We start from the raw sequence: 19,418 nt of genomic DNA, 5'->3' as shown, positions 1-19,418 counted from the left end.
CCCGAGCAGCGCAGCGCAGTCGGCCCGCAGGGTCGACCGCCGCACTGAAGCGCCGACGGGCACCCGCCCACGGCTTTGCTCCAGCCGAACACCCGCATGGCCGTCAGCCGAACGTCCGCAACGGGCCAAGAACAAACAGTCGTTCTACTTCAGCGCAGCAGCGCCGGCACGCTCGTCGGAACGGAGTTGGCTCCGGGCCATGCGGCCACGGGTTCGGCGGTCGTCACGTTTGCAGAGGGCCCTTGGCTGTCGAGGCCATGCGCGTTGTGCTCCGACGGCGCTTGGCGAACGGCAGCCTTGTCGCGGGCTTTGGCATGCAAGCGCCGAGCGGCGCGATCGGCGACCAGTGCGGTAACGATGCCGAACACGCCATGCACGACGGCGCGGCGCACCATCGTCATCGACCGCTCGTGCGCCGGGTTGCGGGTCAGCCCGAGCAGCGGGCCAACCACGCCGTAGGCGATGGGGAAGAAGGCGATTCCGAAAGCCGCGCCGGAAACCGCCGGGGGCAGTGAGCTCTTCTTGAAACTGGCGCCGTAGGCAGCACCGAGCGCCACGGAGAGCGCCATGTGTCCGGTATGGCCGATGGCTTCTTCGGCCAGCGTGCCGGCCGCGCCCACCGGCCGGTGCGCCATGCCGAGCCGGGCAGCGCCGCGGCGCTGCATCCTCACCATGTCGGAGGCGTTGTCCACGCCGGCCGCTTCGGTCAGCAGGAGCAGGGTCGACACGGCAGTGCCGCCGGCCAGGCCGCCGATCGCGCCGGCCGCCACATCCGCATTGGTGCCCGTGAGCTTCGGTGGCTTGTGCGCGGTGCCCGGTGCGGCCTGCTTGCGGTGCATCTTCGCGAGCACCGGCGCGGGCGTCACATGAGCCATTGCCACCTGCAATTTGTTCTTCAGGCCGGTGACCACGTCGCCACTGCCTTTCATCATGGCCTCGAAGCCGAGCTTCGCCACCATGGCCGGGTCGTCCTTCTTCATGGTGCCGACCTTGGTGTCGAGCATGTCGGCACGCTCGAAGAAATCGGTGTCGGTGGCGCCCGGCATCAGGCAGGTGACGGTCACGCCGCTGTCTTCGAGCTCGTTGCGCAGCGCGAAGGAAAAGGAATCGAGGAAGGCCTTGCTGCCGTTGTAGGCGGCCTGGTAGCTGCCCGGCATGAAGCCGGCGATCGAGCCGGTGATGAGGATTCGCCCCCGGCCCCGCGAGCGCATGTCCCGCGCCACCTTGTGCAGCAGCTCGATCGTGCCCGTGATGTTGGTGTCGATCACGCGCTTGACGGCGTCGAAATCCTGTTCGAGAAAGCCCTTGCCGAGCCCGCGCCCCGCATTGGCGAGCAGCGCCTCGACCGGCCGGTTGCGGATCGCGGCATAGAGCTTGCCGACGCCTTCGGACGTGGCCAGGTCGGCCTGCACTGCCTCCACGGCCGTACCGCTCGCGCGCAATCGGCCCGCGGCGTCATCGATCTGCGGCTCGTCGGCGGCGATGAGCAGATCGAAGCCGTTTTCGGCGCAGCACTTGGCCAGCTCGAAGCCGATGCCGGTGGACGCGCCGGTGACGACGGCGAGGGGGCGGGTCGAGGGAGTGGTGTTCATGGGAAGTCTCGGGGGCGAGGAGTCGTTCGGCCCTGAAACGGGCAAATCACGCGCCTGCACGGGTGCGAGGGCGCGCGCTGCCTGGCGCTCGAAGCGGCGCGGCGCGGCCGGGCCAGCTAAGCACCGAGGCCATCGGTCCGCCGGCTCCACCGGCTTGGCCAGGTGCATCTGAAAGCCCGCGCGCAGCGCCCCGATGCGGTCCTCGCGCCGCGCGTAAGCGCGTAAGCAGTCAGCGCGATGACGAGGGTGATGCCGCCTTCCTAGGGATAGCGTGAGCGCAGCGTGCTCTCGCGTCGCGGCGGGTTGGAGTGTCTCGACGCGTCGAGCCCGTTCAGGCCGGGCGTCGCTCGACGCTCCAGCCCAGCCGCGCCAGCCGGGCCGGCAGGCCCTGCTCACCGTGCAGGTGCAGCGCCCCTATCGCCGCGAAGGCGCCGCCTTGCCGCAGAGGCGCCAGCAGCCGCTCGACCATGCGCGCATTGCGGCGCAGCAGCAGGTGCTCGATCAGGTCGTCGTGCGCGGCCCGCAGCGCGAGCGTCTGGCCGACGAGCACGCTGCGTTGCAGCTGCCACAGGCCCGCCAGATCCTCAGCTAGATAGAGATCGAGCAACTGGTCGATCGCAGCGAGCTGCTCGTCGTGCCGACGGGCGCTGGCTTCGAGCAGCACTAGCTGGCTGCGCAGCGGCACCGCTTCGAGCGAGGCGATCTGCTCGTCCAGGCTTTCCAGCGGCACGACGGGCAGGCCGCGCTGCACGGCCAGGCGCTGCAGCTTGCCGTCGAGGATCTCGCCCTGGCGGCGTGTCGGCTGCTCGAGCGCGAGGTAGGCGGCCCAGGGTTTGAGCCGGTCGGTGGCGGCAGGTGCAATGCCGTAGCGCTTGGCCAATACGGCGGCGATGAGCGGGTAGGCCGCCTCGCCGCTCAGCGCCCGCAGCGACTGGCCCGGCGGGAGCTGCGTCGCGGCTTCGAACCGGCGGCCGCTCTCGGCGTCGGCGCGCAGCTCGGGCAAGAACACGCGCGCCTCATCGAGCGCCGCATGCACGGCCGGGGGCAACTCGAGCACACGGGCATCGTCCAGGTGCACGGTGCCGAACAAGTGGCTCGCAGCGATGCCGGGCCGCTCGATGCGCCACAGCAGGCCTTGATCGAAGGCGGCGGCGGCGAAGGCGAGGGAGGGCGCGTGTGCGAACGGCAACAGGCCTGGCAGCCAGCGCAGCAGCGTGCGGCGGCTGCATGCCCCGGTGGCTGGGGCAAGGGCAGAAGGCGGACGGCTCACGCGTGCAGTGTGCCGCGTCGGTCCTCCTCGGCGGCCACGGTTCTGTCTTTCATCGCCAAACTCCTGTTCCGCGCCCGGCAGCAGCGCTCGCAAGAGCGAAGAAGGAACGTGTTCTCATCTGGCATCCTCCGATGCTGAACAACGAGACCCGACAGAGTTGCCGATGAAAACAGGCCCAAGGACTGCCGCCGCATCCGCTTGTTGTGCGCGGCTTGTTGCGCCCGCCAAGCGCGGCGCACGCCTTCGACGCATGACGGCCTTCGTGCACCTGCATTGCCGTCCGGGCTGAAGCACCGATGCCGACGTGGACCGACACCCACTGCCATCTCGACGCGGCCGAATTCAACGCCGACCGCGCCGCGGTGGTGGCACGGGCGCGCGCGTCGGACGTCTCGCAGATCGTGCTGCCGGCGATCGCGCCCTTCGACTTCGATACGGTGCGCGGGTTGGCCCACGAGCATGGGCTGGTCTACGCGCTGGGCATTCATCCGCTGTGTATCGGGCCGCTCGACGACACCGCACTGCAGGCGCTGCGCGAGGCACTGGCTGCGCAGCACGGCGACCCGCGGCTGGTGGCGGTCGGCGAGATCGGCCTCGACCATTTCGTTGCCGGGCTCGACCGTTCGAAGCAGGAGCACTTCTACGCGCGCCAGCTCGAGATGGCGCGCGAGTTCGATCTGCCGGTGCTACTGCACGTGCGCCGCTCGGCCGACATCCTGCTCAAGCACCTGCGGCGCATGAAGTCCGGTGCGCCGCGCGGCATCGCCCATGCGTTCAACGGCAGCCGGCAGCAGGCCGATGCCTTCATCGGCCTGGGCTTCAAGCTCGGCTTCGGCGGCGCGATGACCTTCGACACGGCGCTGCAGTTGCGCCGGCTGGCGGCCGGCGTGCCGCTGGAGGCGATCGTGATGGAAACCGACTCGCCGGACATTCCACCGCACTGGCTCTACACCAACGCCGCCCGTCGCGCCGCGGGCGAGGCAATGGGGCGCAACGAGCCCGGCGAGCTGCCGCGTATTGCCGGCGAACTCGCGGCGCTTCGGGGGATCACGCCAGAGGCGCTGGCTACGGCGACGCAGGCGAACGCAAGGACCGCCTTGCCGCGGCTGGCGGCTTTGGAGGACGGGCCTGGCCCTCCCTTGCAGGGCGCGCCCGGGCCAACACCATGACGCTTCACCGGCCAGTGCAAGCGTTGGGGCGCACGTGGGTGGTATGGCTCCTCTCCCCTTTGGGGAGAGGCTGGGTGAGGGGTGCGGCGACGTGACTGGCACCGCCGCACCGAAGCGGTCACGCAAGCCGAGCCTGGCGCCGGCCACGGTGTCGGAGTTCGACGGCGTGCGCTTCCTTCATCTGGGCACACCCTGGGTGCAAGGCGCCATGCGCCTGGCCAAGCCCCAGCAACTCGAACTCGAGTACGTGCAGCGCATGATGGCTTGGCTCCTGCTGCTGCCGACCGGCGCGCCGGCTGGCCATGCGGTGCAGCTCGGCCTCGGTGCGGCGGCGCTCACCAAGTTCTGCCACAGGAAGCTGCGCTGGCGCTGCACCGCGGTGGAGCTCAATGCGACCGTCATCAGCGCCTGCCGCTTGTGGTTCCGCCTGCCCGACGACGATGCGCGGCTCGCGGTCGTGCAGGCCGACGCGGCCGACTTCGTGGCCGATGCGCGCCACCACGCGACGGCCGATGCGCTGTGCGTCGATCTGTACGATCACGAGGCGGCTGCGCCCGTGCTCGACGACGAGGTCTTCTACTGCGGCTGCCATGCGCTGCTCGCCGAGGGCGGTGTGATGAGCGTCAACCTGTTCGGCCGCGACGTGAGTTTCGGGCGCAGCGCCGAGCGCATCGCCGCCGCATTCGGCGCCGAGCGCATGGCGATGCTCAAGCCAACGAAGGAAGGCAACACCATCGTGCTCGCCTGGAAGGGCGCGGTGCTGCCGGCGCGCGCCGAGCTGGCCGCGCGGGCCGAGGCGATCGAGGCGCAATACGGGCTGCCGGCGCGCAAGTGGCTCAAGCTCTTGCAGAATCTGCCGGACCGCCTGGCCACCGCCGCATGAAGACCCGTCCTCCCTTCGCCCCCCAGGTCGCCGCCGCGGCGCCGTCTCATGCGGGCCCGCGCAGCGCGCCGCAGCCGCTTGCGCCGCTGTCCGCTGCCGCACCGAGCGGGCCGCTGCACTGGCGCCAACTCGTCGCCTGGCTCGTGGCCGACGGCGTGATCCTGCTGCCTGACGCGCAGCGGATCGCGCAGCGTTTCGGCGCCGGCGACAGCGCGCAGCATCCGCTCGTGCGCCTCGGTGCGGCCGGCCTCGTGCATGCAGGCACCGGCGCGCCGCTCGACGTGGAGGCGCTGACGGAGTGGCTGGCGCTGCGCTGCAAGCTGCCCTACCTGCGCATCGATCCGCTCAAGGTCGACGTGGCGCGCGTCGCCGACGTGATGTCGGCCACTTACGCCGAGCGGCGTTGCGCCCTGCCGGTGCAGGTGGGTGCGACCGAAGCGCTCGTCGCCACCTGCGAGCCGTTCGACATCGCCTGGCTGGCCGAGATCGAGGCGCACACGCGCAAGACCATCAAGCTCGCGCTGGCCAGTCCGCTGGAGATCCAGCGCTACACGACCGAGTTCTATACCTTGTCGCGCTCGGTGCGAGCGGCGCAAAAGGGCGGCGACGGTGCGGGCCCGGCGAGCTTCGAGCAGCTGGTGGAGCTGGGCAAGTCGAACAAGCAGCTCGACGCCAACGACCAGGGCGTGGTGCAGGTGGTCGACTGGCTGTGGCAGTACGCCTTCGATCAGCGCGCCTCGGACATCCACCTCGAGCCGCGCCGCGAGATGGGCGCGATCCGCTTTCGCATCGACGGCGTGCTGCACACGGTGTATCAGGTGCCGCTGTCGGTGATGACGGCGATGACCAGCCGGGTCAAGCTGCTCGGCCGCATGGACGTGGTGGAAAAGCGCCGCCCGCAGGACGGCCGCATCAAGACGCGCCGCCCCGGCGCCGACAGCAGCGCCGCCACACGGGATGTGGAGATGCGCCTTTCCACTTTGCCCACCGCTTTCGGCGAGAAGATGGTGATGCGCATCTTCGACCCGGACAACGCCGTCAAGCAACTCGACGGCCTGGGTTTCGGCACGCAGGACGCCAAGCTCTGGGAGCAACTCGTCACGCGTTCGCACGGCATCATCCTCGTCACAGGCCCGACCGGCTCCGGCAAGACGACCACGCTGTATTCGACGCTCAAGCGCCTGGCCACCGACGAAGTCAACGTGTGCACCGTCGAAGACCCGATCGAGATGATCGAGCCGGCCTTCAACCAGACGCAGGTGCAGACCGCGCTGGACTTCGGCTTCGCCGAAGGCCTGCGCGCACTGATGCGGCAGGACCCGGACATCATCATGGTCGGCGAGATCCGCGACCTCGCCACCGCCGAGATGGCGATCCAGGCCGCGCTCACCGGCCACCTCGTGTTCAGCACGCTGCATACCAACGACGCGGCCTCGGCCGTCACCCGGCTCATCGACCTGGGCGTCGCGCCCTACCTGATCGGTGCCACCGTCATCGGCGTGCTGGCGCAGCGGCTGGTGCGCACACTGTGCCCGGCCTGCAAGGCGCCTGACGACAGCGGCTCCCGCGAAACATTGGCCGAAGCCATCAAGCCGTGGCGGCTCTCGGGCGAGTACCGGCCCTGCAAGCCGGTCGGTTGCCTCGAATGCCGCCACACGGGTTTTCGCGGGCGCAGCGGCCTGTACGAACTGCTTGCGGTGAGCGATGCGCTGCAGCCGACCATTCATCCCAATTACGACGGCGCGGCGCTGCGCAAGCAGGCGGTGCAGCAAGGGCTGCAGCCGCTGCGCCTGGCCGGCGCCATGAAGGTCGCGCAGGGTTCGACGACGATCGAAGAAGTACTGCGCGCCACCCCCCGATGGGAGTGAGTGACGCCGCAAGCGCACCATGCGAGCCGGCTTATGCACCGCGGGTGCCTTGCTTTGCAAGTGCTGACGCGAGAGTACGGTCTAGGCCGAGCTACGTAGTTACCCACTGAGGTGCGCAGCGCCTCATTCCTAGAATGCGAGCACCGCGCCTCGGCGTGGGTGACGACAACGGGGAGACAACGCTTGAAGATCAAGAGTCAGCGCGATTTCGGATCGGCCATCATGTTCATCATCGTTGGCGTGAGCTTCGCCATCGGCGCTCTGAACTACACCTTCGGCAGCTCGGCACGTCCCGGACCGGCCTTCTTTCCCTTCGGCCTCGGCATCATCCTGGCCTCGCTCGGCGTGGTGGTGCTGTTCACGTCGCTGACGATCGAGAGCGAGGACGGCGATCCGATTGGCGCGATCGCGTTCAAGCCCTTGCTCATCGTGCTGGGCGCGGTGATCGCGTTCGGCCTGGCCCTTCCGCCGCTCGGCATGGTGGTGTCGCTGCCGATTCTCATCATCCTGTCGGCACTGGCCGGTGAAGAGTTCCACTGGCTCAGCGCGATCATCATGTCCATCGCTCTCACCGTGCTGTCCTGGGCGGTATTCATAAAGGGCCTCGGGCTGACCATCCCGCTGTGGCCCGCTTTCATGGGCTGAGGACGACAAGCATGGAACTGTTCGACAACCTCGCCCTCGGCTTCGAGACCGCGCTCTCGCTCGAAAATCTTCTGTACGGCTTCTTCGGCACCGTCATCGGCACGCTCGTCGGTGTGCTGCCCGGCCTGGGCCCGACCGCCACGATGGCCATGCTGCTGCCGTCGATCTACGCGCTCGACGCCACGCCCGCCCTGATCATGCTGGCCGGCATCTACTACGGCTCGCAGTACGGCGGCTCTACCACGGCCATCCTTATCAACGTGCCGGGCGAGTCGAGCTCGGTGGTCACCGCGATCGACGGCTACGCGATGGCGCGCCAGGGCCGTGCCGGCCCGGCGCTTGCCGCCGCGGGCCTGGGCTCGTTCTTCGCCGGCTCGGTGGCCACCATGGTCATCGCGGCCTTCGCGCCGCCGCTCACGGAGCTGGCCTTCAAGTTCGGGCCGGCAGAGTACTTTTCGTTGATGGTGGTGGGCCTGATCGGCGCCGTGGTGCTCGCTTCGGGCTCGCTGATCAAGGCGCTGGGCATGATCGTGCTCGGTCTGTTGCTCGGCCAGGTCAACACCGACGTCATCTCCGGCACGCCGCGTTTTTCGTTCGGCATTCCCGAGCTCACCGACGGCATCAGCTTCATCGGCATCGCGATGGGTATCTTCGGCCTGTCCGAGATCATCGCCAACCTGGGCAAACCGGCCGAGCACCGCGAAGTGTTCACGAAGGACGTGAAGGGTCTGTGGCCGACGAAAGACGACTTCCAGAAGGCGTGGCCGGCGGTGGTGCGCGGCACGGCCCTGGGCTCCTGCCTGGGTGTGCTGCCAGGCGGCGGATCGATTCTTTCCGCCTTTGCCGCCTACACCCTGGAGAAGAAGGTTGCCAAGGATGCGAGCCAGTTCGGCAAGGGTGACATCCGCGGCGTCGCCGGGCCGGAGAGTGCGAACAACGCCGGCGCGCAGACCAGCTTCATTCCGATGCTCACGCTCGGCATCCCGCCCAACACCGTGATGGCGCTGATGGTGGGTGCGATGACCATCAAGGGCATCCAGCCCGGCCCGCAGGTGATGACCAGCAACCCGGATCTGTTCTGGGGCCTGATCGCCAGCATGTGGATCGGCAACCTGATGCTGGTGATCCTCAACCTGCCGATGATCGGCATCTGGATCAAGCTGCTGACGGTGCCCTACCGCTTCCTGTTCCCGGCCATCCTCACCTTCTGCAGCATCGGCCTGTACACCCTCAACAACAACAACTTCGATGTGTTCGTCGCGGCGGGCTTCGGCCTGGTCGGGTACACGTTCTACAAGTTCCAATGCGAGGGTGCGCCGCTTTTGCTGGGCTTCATCCTCGGGCCGATGATGGAGGAGAACCTGCGACGCGCATTGCTGCTCTCGCGCGGCGAATGGAGCACCTTCGTCACGCGTCCGCTGTCCGCGGGCCTGCTGGTCGCAGCGATGCTGATGATCGTCATCGTGATGCTGCCCGCCATCCGCAAGAAGCGCGAAGTCGCTTTCCACGAAGAAGATTGACGGGCTGCGTCGCTCGTTCGGCGCCATCTGCTCACGGGCGGCGTGCTCACGGACGGAGCCAGGTTGTGGACGCGCGATCACCGTTTGCACGCCGTGGCTCATGAACTCGGCTGTGCTCACGGCGGTGCCGGCCCGCATTGATCCGCTGTTCGCGCCGGGACCGCGAGAAGACCGCTCTCGACGTTGCCGCCTTGCAAGTCCGCGCGTCCCCTGTGGCGGCAGCGCCGACGTTGGCGCCGTGAACCTTTCTCGATGACCCCACCCGATCGCCTGCCCTGGGCGGGTTTCGCCCTCGCGATGACCGGCGCCATCGCCTTTTCGGGCAAGGCCATCGTCGCCCGAACGTGCAGCCGCCCGATTTCGATTTGCTGCGGCAGGGGTCCTTCAAGATCAAAGTTTTCCTGGCTGCTCACCAGAGCAGGTTGCCGCGCGACCTCGTGAAGTCGCTGCAGGCCTTCGGCGATCGCGCGGAGTACATCGACCTCGAAGTTCAAGGCAAGAATGCGCTCGACTTCCATATCGCTTATGTCATAGGGCGCTTGAGCGCGTCGGAGCCGGACGCCTATGTTCACGTCATTTCGCGCGACGAGGACATCGAGCTGCTGTTCCCACACCTCAGAGCCGGCAAGATCAACATCGGGCGCTATGAGCGGATCGCCGACATCCCGCTGCTAAAGCCGCTGCCGGCGAGCCAGGAGGAAAAGATGCAGTTGGTGGCCGGGCACTTGGAGAGGCTCGGGGGAAAGCCGCGTACGCTCAAGGCGCTCGAGGCGACGATCGGCAGCGTGTTTCGCCGAGGACTGCCAGTCGAGAACGTGGCATTGCTGGTCAAGCGGCTCGAGCTCGAAGGCTATGCACGAGTTGTCGGCAGCAAGGTCGAATACGGGCTGCCGCTGGCCTGGGGACAGCATCGAGGAAAAACATGGATTTCGGAATCGAAGGCAAATGGGCACTGGTCTGCGCGGGCAGCAAGGGCCTGGGCAAAGGCTGCGCGCAGGCGCTGGCCGGTGAGGGCGTCAACCTGGTCATCATGGCGCGGGGCAGTGAGGCGCTGGAGGCGACGGCGGCCGAGCTGCGTGCCCTGAACGGCGCCATCGAGGTGCGCGCCGTGGCGGGCGACATCACCACGCCCGAAGGGCGTGCGGCGGCACTGGCGGCCTGCCCGCAGGTCGATATTTTGGTGAACAACGCCGGGGGGCCGCCGCCCGGCGATTTCCGCGACTGGGACCGTGCGGCCTGGATCAAGGCCCTGGACGCCAACATGCTCACGCCCATCGAGCTCATCAAGGCGACGGTCGATCCCATGATGGCGCGCGGCTTCGGTCGCATCGTCAACATCACCTCGGCCGCCGTGAAGGCGCCGATCGACATCCTGGGTTTGTCCAATGGTGCGCGTTCGGGACTCACCGGTTTCGTCGCAGGCCTGGCGCGCAAGACCGTGTCGCGCAACGTGACCATCAACAACTTGCTGCCCGGCCCCTTCGATACCGACCGCCTGGCCGCGACGATGGCCGGCGCTGCCAAAGCGAGCGGGCGCCCCTTGGCCGAGCTGATGGCCGAGCGCGCGGCGCAGAACCCGGCCCGCCGCTTCGGCACCGCGGCCGAGTTCGGCGCGGCCTGTGCTTTTTTGTGCAGCACGCAGGCCGGCTACATCACCGGGCAGAACCTGCTCATGGACGGCGGCGCTTATCCGGGGACCTTCTAGGGTCTGTCAACGCTGCGAGAGCTTTCCCGAAGGGTTTAACGGCACCCCGGTGGGTACCTGCTGGTGGACGCTGGACATCGACGCTGCCGCCCTGCGCTTTATGCGCCAACGAACGCCCATGGCCTATGCGTGTCGTTCAACATGAACCAGCGGCGAATGCTCGATCCCACTTCATCGCACGGTCGCCGTGCAACGCAGCAAGACAGTGATCTCGATGGGCGCTGGTGGCGCCGCGCTCGGCGATCCCTTGTCTGACCCCGATTTGAGGAGGCTCTCATGAACCGCATCGCAAGCAAGTTGACTATCGCCCTTTTCGCCGCCGCCGGTTTGGGCGGAACGGCTCTGGCCGCCGAAACAGCCGCCAAGCCCGCGCACAACGCGGACAAGACCCAGGTAGTGCCGAGCCGCGACGATCTGCAGCCAGGCAATCCTTCGCTGAGCAGCATGGACGACAACGCGCAGCGCCCGCACGACAACGATCGAGACGGCAACACCAGCACCCCGAACACCTCGACCAGCTATGAGGCGGGGTCCGGGAACGCGGGGCAAGCCGCAGCCGGCGACGCAGCGACGCGTGACTGGAACGCCATCGACACTAACAACGACAACCTGATCCAGCCCGCCGAAATGGAAGTTGCGCTGGAGGCGGTCGGACCGCAGGCCAAGACCGCGCAGTAAACCGTCCCGGCTTGCAACCGCCCCGCGACCGCGCTTGGAATCAGGCGCGGTCGCGGCCTCGGGCCGAGGACACCACGATCCCCGCCAGGATCAGCAAGAAGGCGACTGCGTGGTAGCCCCGAGGCGCGTCGCCCAGCAATGCCGCCGAGAGCAGCGCGGCGAAGACGGGAGTCAGGTTGCCGAAGAAGGCCGCCACCGCCGGCCCGGCCTGCGCCACCCCCAGCCCCCAGGCACGGTAGGCGATCAGCGACGGGCCGATCGCCACGAAAACGAGCGCCGCGACCACCCAGCCGCTCCAGCGGATCGGCTCCGCGCCGGCCAGTTGCTCGAGCCCGGCGCTGCCGCCGGCAAAGACCAGGCCGAACACCACCTGCACCAACAGCATCTCTGACCAGTCCCAGCCGCGCCGGGCGCCGACCGTGCCGGTGGCGATCGTCGGTCGGGCGTCGCCCCGCATGCACCGCGGCGGTCGCGCCAGCATCCAGCTATAGAACGCCCAGGCGATGATGGCCAGAAGGATGTACGCATCGCCCGCGACGAACTGCACGCGTGCCAGGGTGGCCCAGTCGCCACGCGCGATCACCAGCGCCACGCCGGCAAGTGACAACACCGCACCGAGCAGCTCTCGGCGCCGAGGCCGCACGCCGTAGCGCAAGGCGCCGATGGCAAGCATCCACACCGGCATGCTGGCGGCGATGAGCGTCACGTTGATCGGCGTGGAGCTGACCAGTGCAAGGTACTGCATCGCGTTGTAGGTACCCACGCCCAGCGTGCCGAGCAGCAGCAGGTGACGCCAGCGCGCGGCGAGTTCGCCCGGCGCCTTGAACACCCGCCAGCCGAGCGGCAGCAACAGCAGCAACGCCAGAGACCAGCGCATCGCGTTGAGCGTGAGCGGCGGCACGCTGTCCACCATCAGCCGGCCGACCACCGCGTTGCCGGCCCACATCAGCGGCGGCAAGGTGAGCAACCACGCAGTGCGCGCGGTCAGGGCCGACATGCGCGCTCTACAGCGCCGAGGGCATCGCTGCGCCGCAATTCCAGCATTGCTCGAACGGGCCGTCGATGTGCTCGCCGCAGGCCGGGCAGTCCCACAGCTGCGTGGGCGCGTTCGTCAGCTCCTGCAGCAGTGCCAGTGCACGTGCATGCTGCTCGTCGTGCTGCACCCACAACTCGGGCAAGGCTTGATCGGGCGGTATCTCGCCGGCGATGCCGCTCGAAAACTGGCGCTGCACCGTCACCGACAAGCCGGCGTGGCAAAGCAGGTCGGCCCACAGCGTGGCGAGGGCGAGGTTGGGAGCGTGTTGAAGACGGCGCATCGGCAAGGCGGGACGATCGCTGGCACGATACCGGAGATTTCCCTCCCCGCCTTTTGCAGAAAGACCGCCATGCCCCACCAGACCGTCAAAGCCATCCAGATCGCCCAAGCCGGCGACGCCGACACCCTGCAGCTCGTCGAACTCACCCTCGGCGAGCCCGGTCCCGGCGAGCTGCGTATCCGCCACCACGCCTGCGGCCTGAACTACATCGACGTCTACCAGCGCAGCGGCGTCTACGCCTTGCCGATGCCGCTGACCCTGGGCATGGAAGGCGCCGGCATCGTCGAGGCGGTGGGCGAGGGCGTCACTCACTTGCGAGCCGGCGATCGCGCCGCTTACGCCAGCCAGCCGCCGGGCGCGTACAGCGAGGCGCGGCTGATGCCGGCCAAGTGCGTGGTCAAGCTGCCCGAGGCTATCTCCTTCGAGACCGGCGCGGCCATGATGCTCAAAGGCCTGACCGCGCAGTACCTGCTCAAGAAGACGCTGCCGCAGGGCGGGCTGCAGCCGGGGGACTTCGTGCTGTTCCATGCCGCGGCCGGCGGCGTCGGCCTGATCGCCTGCCAGTGGGCGCGCGCGTTGGGCCTGCAGCTCATCGGCACCGCAGGCAGCGACGAGAAGTGCGCGCTGGCGGCCGAGTACGGCGCGGCCCACACCATCAATTACCGCCGCGAGGACTTCGTGGCGCGGGTGAAGACCATCACCGGCGGGCGCGGCGTGAAGGCCGTGTACGACTCGGTCGGCAAGGACACCTTCGAGCGCTCGCTCGACTGCCTGGCGCCCTTCGGCCTGATGGCCAGCTACGGCAACGCTTCCGGCAAGGTGCCGCCCTTCGACCTCGGCGTGCTCGGCGCGAAGGGCTCACTTCACCTGACCCGCCCGACCGTCTTTTCTCACATTGCCACGCGCGAAAGCACGCAGGCCATGGCCGAAGAACTGTTCGAGGTCGTGCTGAGCGGCGCGGTGAAGATTCCGCTCGAGCGGCGCTACGCGCTCGCCGATGCGGCGCAGGCGCACCGCGATCTCGAGGCCCGCGAAACCACGGGCTGCAGCGTGCTCATCCCTTGACGACGGCGCTGCGGCGCTCGCGCCGCATGCGGCGAACTTCGTCCAGGATGAGCAGCGCTGCGCCGACGCTGATGGCGGCGTCGGCCACGTTGAAGGCGGGGAAATGCCAGCCGCCCCAATGAAAGTCGAGAAAGTCCACTACGTAGCCGTGCAGCAGCCGGTCGATCACGTTACCTAAAGCGCCGCCGAGGATCAGCGCGAGCGACCACCCGAGCAGCTTCTGGGGCGCCTGCGTGCGCAGCATCCAGACGATGAACACGGCGGCCGCCAGCCCGAGCCCGACGAAGAACCATCGCTGCCAGCCCGAGGCGCCGGCCAGGAAGCTGAACGCGGCGCCGGTGTTGTGCACGCGCACGATGCTGAAGAAGCCGGTAAGCGGGCGGGCGTCGCCGAGCTGGAAGTGCTGGAGGATGAGCAGCTTGGTGAGCTGATCGAGGGCGATGATGGCCAGGGCGATGAGCAGCCACGTGGCGAGCTTGCGGTGATCGGTCGGTGAGGCGGGCATGCGGTCGGGGAGACGGTTCTTAGAGGGTCAGCTCGTCTGAGCAACGAGTTTGATGAGAGCCACGTCCGGATTGGCGTGCTGCCATACCGTCGCATCGCTGGCTTGCTGCAGCCCTTCGAGCACCACCTGGCTCGTGCCGGGATACGCCGCCTGCAGCGCCGGCACGATGCGGCGCGACAGGTTCTCGTCCAGGAGCAGTTTCACGCCGCCACGCGCACCCAGGCGGCGTGGCGCTCACGGTCGGCCGCGTAGGCGAGCACTGCGCGGATGTCTTCCAGCACCAGCTCCGGATAGTCGGACAGGATGTCGGCTTCGCTCATGCCAGCGGCCAGCCAGTCGAGCACGTCCTGCACGGTGATGCGCAATCCGCGCACGCAAGGCTTGCCGCCGCGCTTGCCGGGCTCGAGGGTGATGCGGTCTTGGTGGGCGGCCATGTCGTCGCTCGCAGTGTGCAACGCGGCCATTGTGGCGCCGATGAATCCTGCGGCACGGTTCAAGCGGCCACACGGGTTTCGCCGGGACCGTCCAGATTGCTGACGCAGCGCCCGCAAACCGCGGGGTGCGCGGCATCAATGCCCACATCCTCGCGGTAGTGCCAGCAACGTTCGCACTTGGGCGCGCTCAATGCCGTAACTGCGATCCGCCCGCCGCCGTTCATGTCTTCTTCGAGTTCGGCTTTCGAAACGATGAAGACGAACTTGAGATCGTCGCCGAGCGATCGCAAGATTTCGAAGTCATTGCCCTCCCAGGTGAAAGCGGCGCTCGTTCCGGACGGCTTGACATCGATGGCATGGAGTTGTTTTCCAGGAGCAAATAGCTTCACCGCCGCTTGCAGGGACGAGCCCACCTTGCCGCCTTCGCGCAAGGCCTCGATGTCTTTCAACACGTAGGACCGGATCTGCCGGATGCGTCCCCACTTGGCAAGAAGCGCTTCGTCCGGTGCGGCAAGCCTGGCGTAGGTTTCGACGAAGATCGACGATGAGCCGCCGCCGGCGAGCATCGGCCACGCCTCCTCGGCCGTGAAGCTCAGGAACGGCGCCATCCAGCGCAGCATCGCGTTCGTGATGCGCCACAGCGCCGTCTGCGCACTGCGCCGGGCCAGCGATTTCGGCGCGGTGGTGTAGAGCCGGTCCTTGAGTACGTCGAGGTAGAAAGCGCCGAGGTCCTCGCTGCAATAGACCTGCAGCTTGGCGACCACCGGGTGGAACTCGTAGACGCCGTAGTGGCCGCCCGTGAAGACCCCGCTTGCCGCGTCGAACGTGCCCAGGATTTCGGTTTGCAATTGCGCCGCGCGCGCCAGCGCGTAGCGGTCGATCTCCAGCAGCTCGCTGTCCGCCACTGCGTCCTTCGACGGATCGAAGTCGCTCGTGTTGGCGAGCAGGAAACGCAGCGTGTTGCGGATGCGGCGGTAGGCGTCGACCACGCGCGCGAGGATCTTGTCGTCGATGTTGAGGTCGCCCGAATAGTCGGTGCTGGCCACCCACAGCCGCACGATCTCGGCGCCGAGCTTGTCGCTCACCTGCTGGGGGGCAACCACGTTGCCGAGCGACTTGCTCATCTTGCGGCCCTTGCCATCGGTGGCGAAGCCGTGGGTGAGCAGGCCGCGGTAGGGCGCGCGGCCTTCGAGCGCGCAGCCCAGCAGGAGCGACGAATGGAACCAACCGCGGTGCTGATCGTGGCCTTCGAGGTAGAGGTCGGCTTCGGGGCCGGCTGCGTGCCGGCCGAGAGGCCGGCCCTGCACGTCTCGTCCGTCGTGCGAGCCGCGCAGCACATGGAAGAAGGTCGAGCCGGAGTCGAACCACACGTCGAGGATGTCGCTGCTCTTGGCGTACTGCTCCGCGGAGTGTTCACCCTGCGCGCCGAGCCACTCGGCCGCATCGAGCCGCGCCCACGCTTCGACGCCGCCTGCTTCGACCATTGCGGCGGCGCGGTCCATCAGCGCCAGCGTGTTGGGGTGCAGCTCGCCCGTCACCTTGTGCAGGAAAAAGGGCAGGGGCACGCCCCAGTTGCGCTGGCGGCTGATGCACCAGTCGGGTCGGTTCGCGATCATGTCGCGCAGGCGGGCGCGGCCGCTTTCGGGGTAGAAGGCCGTGGCGGCTCGTCCGTGGGCCGGGTCGCCGTCGATCGCGGCCAGCGCGGTTTGCCGCAGCGTGCCGGGCGCCTTGTCCAACGTGAAAACGCCTTCGCCCTCGTCCATGCGCACGAACCACTGCGCGGCCGCGCGATAGATCACCGGCGTCTTGTGGCGCCAGCAGTGCGGGTAGCTGTGCTCGAGCTTGCTCGTGGCAAGCAGTCGGCCGGCGTTTTGCAGTGCCTCGACGATGAGCGGGTTGGCTTTCCAGATGAACTGGCCACCGAAGAGCGGCAGCGCTGCCTCGAACACGCCGTTGCCCTGCACCGGGTTGAGGATGTCGTCTCGCGCCACGCCGTGGGCGATGCAGGAGTTGAAGTCTTCCACGCCGTAGGCCGGCGCGGAGTGGACGATGCCGGTGCCGTCTTCGGCGGTGGCGTAGTCGGCGAGGTAGATGGGAGCGAGGCGGCGGTAGCCCTCATGCACGTCGGCAAGCGGGTGATGGAAGCGTAGGCCGTCGAGTGCCTTGCCTTGGGTCGTGGCGACGACCTTGCCGATCAGACCAAAGCGCTCGAGGCACTTCTCGACGAGGGCGCTGGCGAGCAGAAGAAGGCCGCGCTCGGTATCGACTAGCGCGTAGTCGAGATCCGGGTTGAGATTGAGTGCCTGGTTGGCGGGAAGGGTCCAGGGGGTGGTGGTCCAGATCACCGCGAAGACCGGTTTGTCTTGCGGCAACCCCCTCACCCCAACCCTCTCCCCCGTTGCCGGGGGAGAGGGAGTATTTGCTCGCTCTCCCGCGTTCGCGGAAGAGGGCTGGGGTGAGGGCAGGCCGAAGGCCTCCAGCACTTGCTGCGGCTCGGCGGCCAGGAAGGCCACGTCCACCGTCGGCGAAGCCTTGTCGGCGTACTCGATCTCGAACTCGGCCAGCGACGACCCGCAATCGAAGCACCAGTACACCGGCTTCAAGCCGCGGTACACGAAGCCGCGCTCGATCAGCCTTTTCAGTGCACGAATCTCGCCCGCCTCGTTGCCGAAATCCATCGTGCGGTACGGATGATCCCAGTCGCCCAGCACGCCCAGGCGCTTGAAATCGGCCATCTGCTGCGCGATCTGCTCGGTGGCGTAGGCGCGGCTCCTGGCCTGCACCTCGTCGCGGGTGAGCTTGCGGCCGTAGGTCTTCTCGATCTGGTTCTCGATGGGCAGGCCGTGGCAATCCCAGCCGGGCACGTAGAGCGCATCGAAGCCGGCTAGCTGGCGCGACTTGACGACCATGTCCTTGAGCACCTTGTTGACCGCGTGGCCGATGTGCAGCGCACCGTTGGCATAGGGCGGGCCGTCGTGCAGCACGAACCTCGGCGCTCCGACCCGCGCGTCGCGCAGCCGCTGGTAGATCCCTTGCTCTTCCCACTGCTTCACCCAGCCGGGTTCGCGCTTGGGCAGGTCACCGCGCATGGGGAAAGGCGTGTCGGGCAGGTTCAGCGTGGCGCGGTAGTCGGCAGGTTCGGAGGAGGACATGGGCGGTCTCGAAATTTCTCCCGCATTCAGCGGGCGGCCACGCAAAGTTAAGGGCGATCGATGCGCTTTCCGCCGGGCGGGCGGGTGCGGCGCGCGGGAAGCGCCCGCGCCGGGCGCGTCAAATTCGGTCGCGCGTGGTCTGGCGGCGTTCGGCCGCGTGGCCGGCCAGGAAACTGCGCGCATCGAGCGCGTCGCGTGCGATGCCGGCGGCCAGCTCGGCCAGCGAGTCGTAGCGCCGTTCTTCGTGCAATTTGTGCAGCAGTTCCACGCGCACGAGTCTACCGTAGGCCCCCTCGGCGCCGAGGTCTTGCGGCCAGTCGAAACAGTGCGTCTCGAGCAGCACGCGACCGGCTTTGCCGAGCGTCGGCCGCACGCCCAGACTGGCCACGCCGTCGAGGGGCTGCGGCCCCAGACCATGCACCTGCACGACGAAGATGCCGCTGGCTGCGGGCCGCGGGTGAGGAAAGCGCAGGTTCAGGGTGCGAAAGCCGTCGCCGGCGCCCGGGCGGGCCGCGCCAAGTTCGCGGCCCAGCTTGGCGCCATGTACGACATGGCCGCTGATGCTGTAGGGGCGCCCCAGCAGGCTCGCGGCCAGCGCCATGTCGCCGGCGGCCAGTGCCTCGCGCACGGCGGAGCTGCTCACGCGCAGGCCGTGCACCTCGTAGCTCAACATGCGGGCCACATCGAAACCGGCAGCCTCGCCTGCGGCATCGAGCAGGGCGTAGTCGCCGGTGCGCCGCGAGCCGAAACGAAAGTCGTCGCCGACCAGCACGTAGCGCGCGTTCAGCCCGCGCAGCAGCACGTCGTCGATGAAGGCCTGCGGGCTTTGGCTGGCAAAGCGCTCGTCGAAGCGCAGCACGACCACGCGCTGGATGCCGCAGCGCGCCAGTTCGCCGAGCTTGTCGCGCAAGGTCGCGATGCGCGCGGGTGCGTTTTCGGGCGAGCCCGCGCGAGCGGCGAAAAAATCGCGCGGATGCGGCTCGAAAGTCAGCACGGTGCTGACGAGTCCGCGGTGCGCCGCTTCGTTGTTGAGCAGCGCGAGCATGGCCTGGTGGCCGCGGTGCACGCCGTCGAGGTTGCCCACCGTCACGGCGGCGCCGCCGCCGAGCGATGCATGGTGCAGACCGCGAAAGACTTGCATCGACCGATTATCGCGAGCTCGATGAGGCGTTGCGCCATTCGCTCGGTCGGGGCGACGGGTGCCGTAGGGGCAGGCCGAAAGGCGCAAAAAAACCCGCGCGAGGCGGGCTTCTTCGCACCGGCGCGGCACGCGGCCGGCCAGTGAACCTGGCTTTTAGCGAGCCGAGATGTACATCGTGATCTCGAAGCCGTAACGCAGGTCGGTCGCTTGCGGTTTGGTCCAGTTCATGGTGAGACTCCTTTTGAAGGTGGCGCCGTGCCAGGCGGCACGGCGAAGCGTTGAACAAGATTAGATCGTCTTCGCTTGCAATCATGGTGCCGGGAGCGCGGTGAGCCGACCAGACGCCGGCGCATGAAACGTCCATCATGAATTTCATGAATCGACCGCGCCTTGCGGGCCGGGCTACCGATAGCATCGGCGCCATGGAGTGCGCAACGAGTTCGATGCGAAGCCGCCGGGTTCGCCCGGTCGGCCG

At 68.0% G+C, this 19,418-nt stretch carries 19 protein-coding genes; 9 read left to right on the top strand and 10 right to left on the bottom strand.

Features of this window, described 5'->3' with window-relative positions:
* Positions 1-149: 149 nt before the first annotated feature.
* Together H0W40_RS19985 and H0W40_RS02875 are read right to left on the bottom strand one after the other, a co-directional pair.
* A complete protein-coding gene (locus tag H0W40_RS19985; protein WP_367153718.1) occupies positions 150-1,592 on the bottom strand; it encodes an SDR family NAD(P)-dependent oxidoreductase in 1,443 nt (480 codons plus the stop codon).
* Positions 1,593-1,923: 331 nt separating this feature from the next.
* Positions 1,924-2,862, bottom strand: coding sequence for a TraB/GumN family protein (locus H0W40_RS02875; RefSeq protein WP_292443001.1), 939 nt, complete (start codon positions 2,860-2,862; stop codon positions 1,924-1,926).
* A 296-nt stretch (positions 2,863-3,158) separates the two neighbouring features.
* Between H0W40_RS02875 and H0W40_RS02870 the strand changes: the two genes are divergently transcribed.
* From H0W40_RS02870 to H0W40_RS02835, 8 genes are all read left to right on the top strand, one after another.
* On the top strand, positions 3,159-4,031 hold the full coding sequence (locus tag H0W40_RS02870; RefSeq protein WP_292442999.1) for a TatD family hydrolase: 873 nt from the start codon (positions 3,159-3,161) through the stop codon (positions 4,029-4,031).
* Positions 4,032-4,122: 91 nt separating this feature from the next.
* Positions 4,123-4,914 carry a spermidine synthase gene (locus H0W40_RS02865; RefSeq protein ID WP_292442998.1) on the top strand — a complete coding sequence of 264 codons (792 nt, stop codon included), beginning with the start codon at positions 4,123-4,125 and terminating at the stop codon, positions 4,912-4,914.
* Positions 4,911-6,782, top strand: coding sequence for a GspE/PulE family protein (locus tag H0W40_RS02860; RefSeq protein ID WP_292442996.1), 1,872 nt, complete (start codon positions 4,911-4,913; stop codon positions 6,780-6,782). Before H0W40_RS02865 ends, H0W40_RS02860 begins: the two co-directional genes overlap by 4 nt.
* Before the next feature lie 183 nt (positions 6,783-6,965).
* Positions 6,966-7,427 carry a tripartite tricarboxylate transporter TctB family protein gene (locus tag H0W40_RS02855; protein ID WP_292442994.1) on the top strand — a complete coding sequence of 154 codons (462 nt, stop codon included), beginning with the start codon at positions 6,966-6,968 and terminating at the stop codon, positions 7,425-7,427.
* 11 nt (positions 7,428-7,438) lie between these two features.
* A complete protein-coding gene (locus tag H0W40_RS02850) occupies positions 7,439-8,947 on the top strand; it encodes a tripartite tricarboxylate transporter permease (protein WP_292442992.1) in 1,509 nt (502 codons plus the stop codon).
* A 344-nt stretch (positions 8,948-9,291) separates the two neighbouring features.
* Positions 9,292-10,032 carry a PIN domain-containing protein gene (locus tag H0W40_RS02845; protein WP_292442989.1) on the top strand — a complete coding sequence of 247 codons (741 nt, stop codon included), beginning with the start codon at positions 9,292-9,294 and terminating at the stop codon, positions 10,030-10,032.
* On the top strand, positions 9,924-10,652 hold the full coding sequence (locus H0W40_RS02840) for an SDR family oxidoreductase (RefSeq protein WP_292443008.1): 729 nt from the start codon (positions 9,924-9,926) through the stop codon (positions 10,650-10,652). Before H0W40_RS02845 ends, H0W40_RS02840 begins: the two co-directional genes overlap by 109 nt.
* Positions 10,653-10,928: 276 nt before the next feature.
* Positions 10,929-11,330 carry a hypothetical protein gene (locus tag H0W40_RS02835; protein WP_292442988.1) on the top strand — a complete coding sequence of 134 codons (402 nt, stop codon included), beginning with the start codon at positions 10,929-10,931 and terminating at the stop codon, positions 11,328-11,330.
* A 40-nt stretch (positions 11,331-11,370) separates the two neighbouring features.
* Here the strand turns inward: H0W40_RS02835 and H0W40_RS02830 are convergent, their stop codons facing one another.
* Positions 11,371-12,327 (bottom strand): DMT family transporter, encoded by a 957-nt coding sequence (locus H0W40_RS02830; RefSeq protein WP_292442986.1) that lies wholly within the window; start codon positions 12,325-12,327, stop codon positions 11,371-11,373.
* Positions 12,328-12,334: 7 nt separating this feature from the next.
* On the bottom strand, positions 12,335-12,646 hold the full coding sequence (locus H0W40_RS02825; protein ID WP_292442985.1) for a DUF2007 domain-containing protein: 312 nt from the start codon (positions 12,644-12,646) through the stop codon (positions 12,335-12,337).
* A 69-nt stretch (positions 12,647-12,715) separates the two neighbouring features.
* Here H0W40_RS02825 and H0W40_RS02820 point away from each other — a divergent pair, with 69 nt between their 5' ends.
* A complete protein-coding gene (locus H0W40_RS02820) occupies positions 12,716-13,711 on the top strand; it encodes a quinone oxidoreductase (RefSeq protein ID WP_292442983.1) in 996 nt (331 codons plus the stop codon).
* Here H0W40_RS02820 and lspA read toward each other — a convergent pair.
* The 6 genes from lspA to pqqA form a co-directional block, all read right to left on the bottom strand.
* The gene (lspA, locus tag H0W40_RS02815) at positions 13,701-14,216 is read right to left on the bottom strand and encodes a signal peptidase II (protein ID WP_292442982.1); all 516 of its coding nucleotides are present in this window, start codon (positions 14,214-14,216) and stop codon (positions 13,701-13,703) included. The two genes, H0W40_RS02820 and lspA, sit on opposite strands and share 11 nt — an antisense overlap.
* Before the next feature lie 27 nt (positions 14,217-14,243).
* On the bottom strand, positions 14,244-14,420 hold the full coding sequence (locus tag H0W40_RS02810; RefSeq protein WP_292442980.1) for a DUF5615 family PIN-like protein: 177 nt from the start codon (positions 14,418-14,420) through the stop codon (positions 14,244-14,246).
* The gene (locus H0W40_RS02805) at positions 14,417-14,650 is read right to left on the bottom strand and encodes a DUF433 domain-containing protein (protein WP_292442978.1); all 234 of its coding nucleotides are present in this window, start codon (positions 14,648-14,650) and stop codon (positions 14,417-14,419) included. The genes H0W40_RS02810 and H0W40_RS02805 overlap by 4 nt, the downstream gene beginning before the upstream one ends.
* 59 nt (positions 14,651-14,709) lie before the next feature.
* Positions 14,710-17,802, bottom strand: coding sequence for an isoleucine--tRNA ligase (gene ileS, locus H0W40_RS02800; protein ID WP_292442975.1), 3,093 nt, complete (start codon positions 17,800-17,802; stop codon positions 14,710-14,712).
* Between the two features lie 118 nt (positions 17,803-17,920).
* Positions 17,921-18,943, bottom strand: coding sequence for a bifunctional riboflavin kinase/FAD synthetase (locus H0W40_RS02795; protein WP_292442974.1), 1,023 nt, complete (start codon positions 18,941-18,943; stop codon positions 17,921-17,923).
* Between the two features lie 153 nt (positions 18,944-19,096).
* A complete protein-coding gene (gene pqqA / locus H0W40_RS19980) occupies positions 19,097-19,171 on the bottom strand; it encodes a pyrroloquinoline quinone precursor peptide PqqA (protein WP_367153720.1) in 75 nt (24 codons plus the stop codon).
* Positions 19,172-19,418: the final 247 nt, after the last annotated feature.

The organism is Methylibium sp., assembly GCF_013817345.1.
GTDB lineage: Bacteria > Pseudomonadota > Gammaproteobacteria > Burkholderiales > Burkholderiaceae_C > Methylibium.
This window is presented reverse-complemented; position numbering and strand designations above follow the sequence as displayed.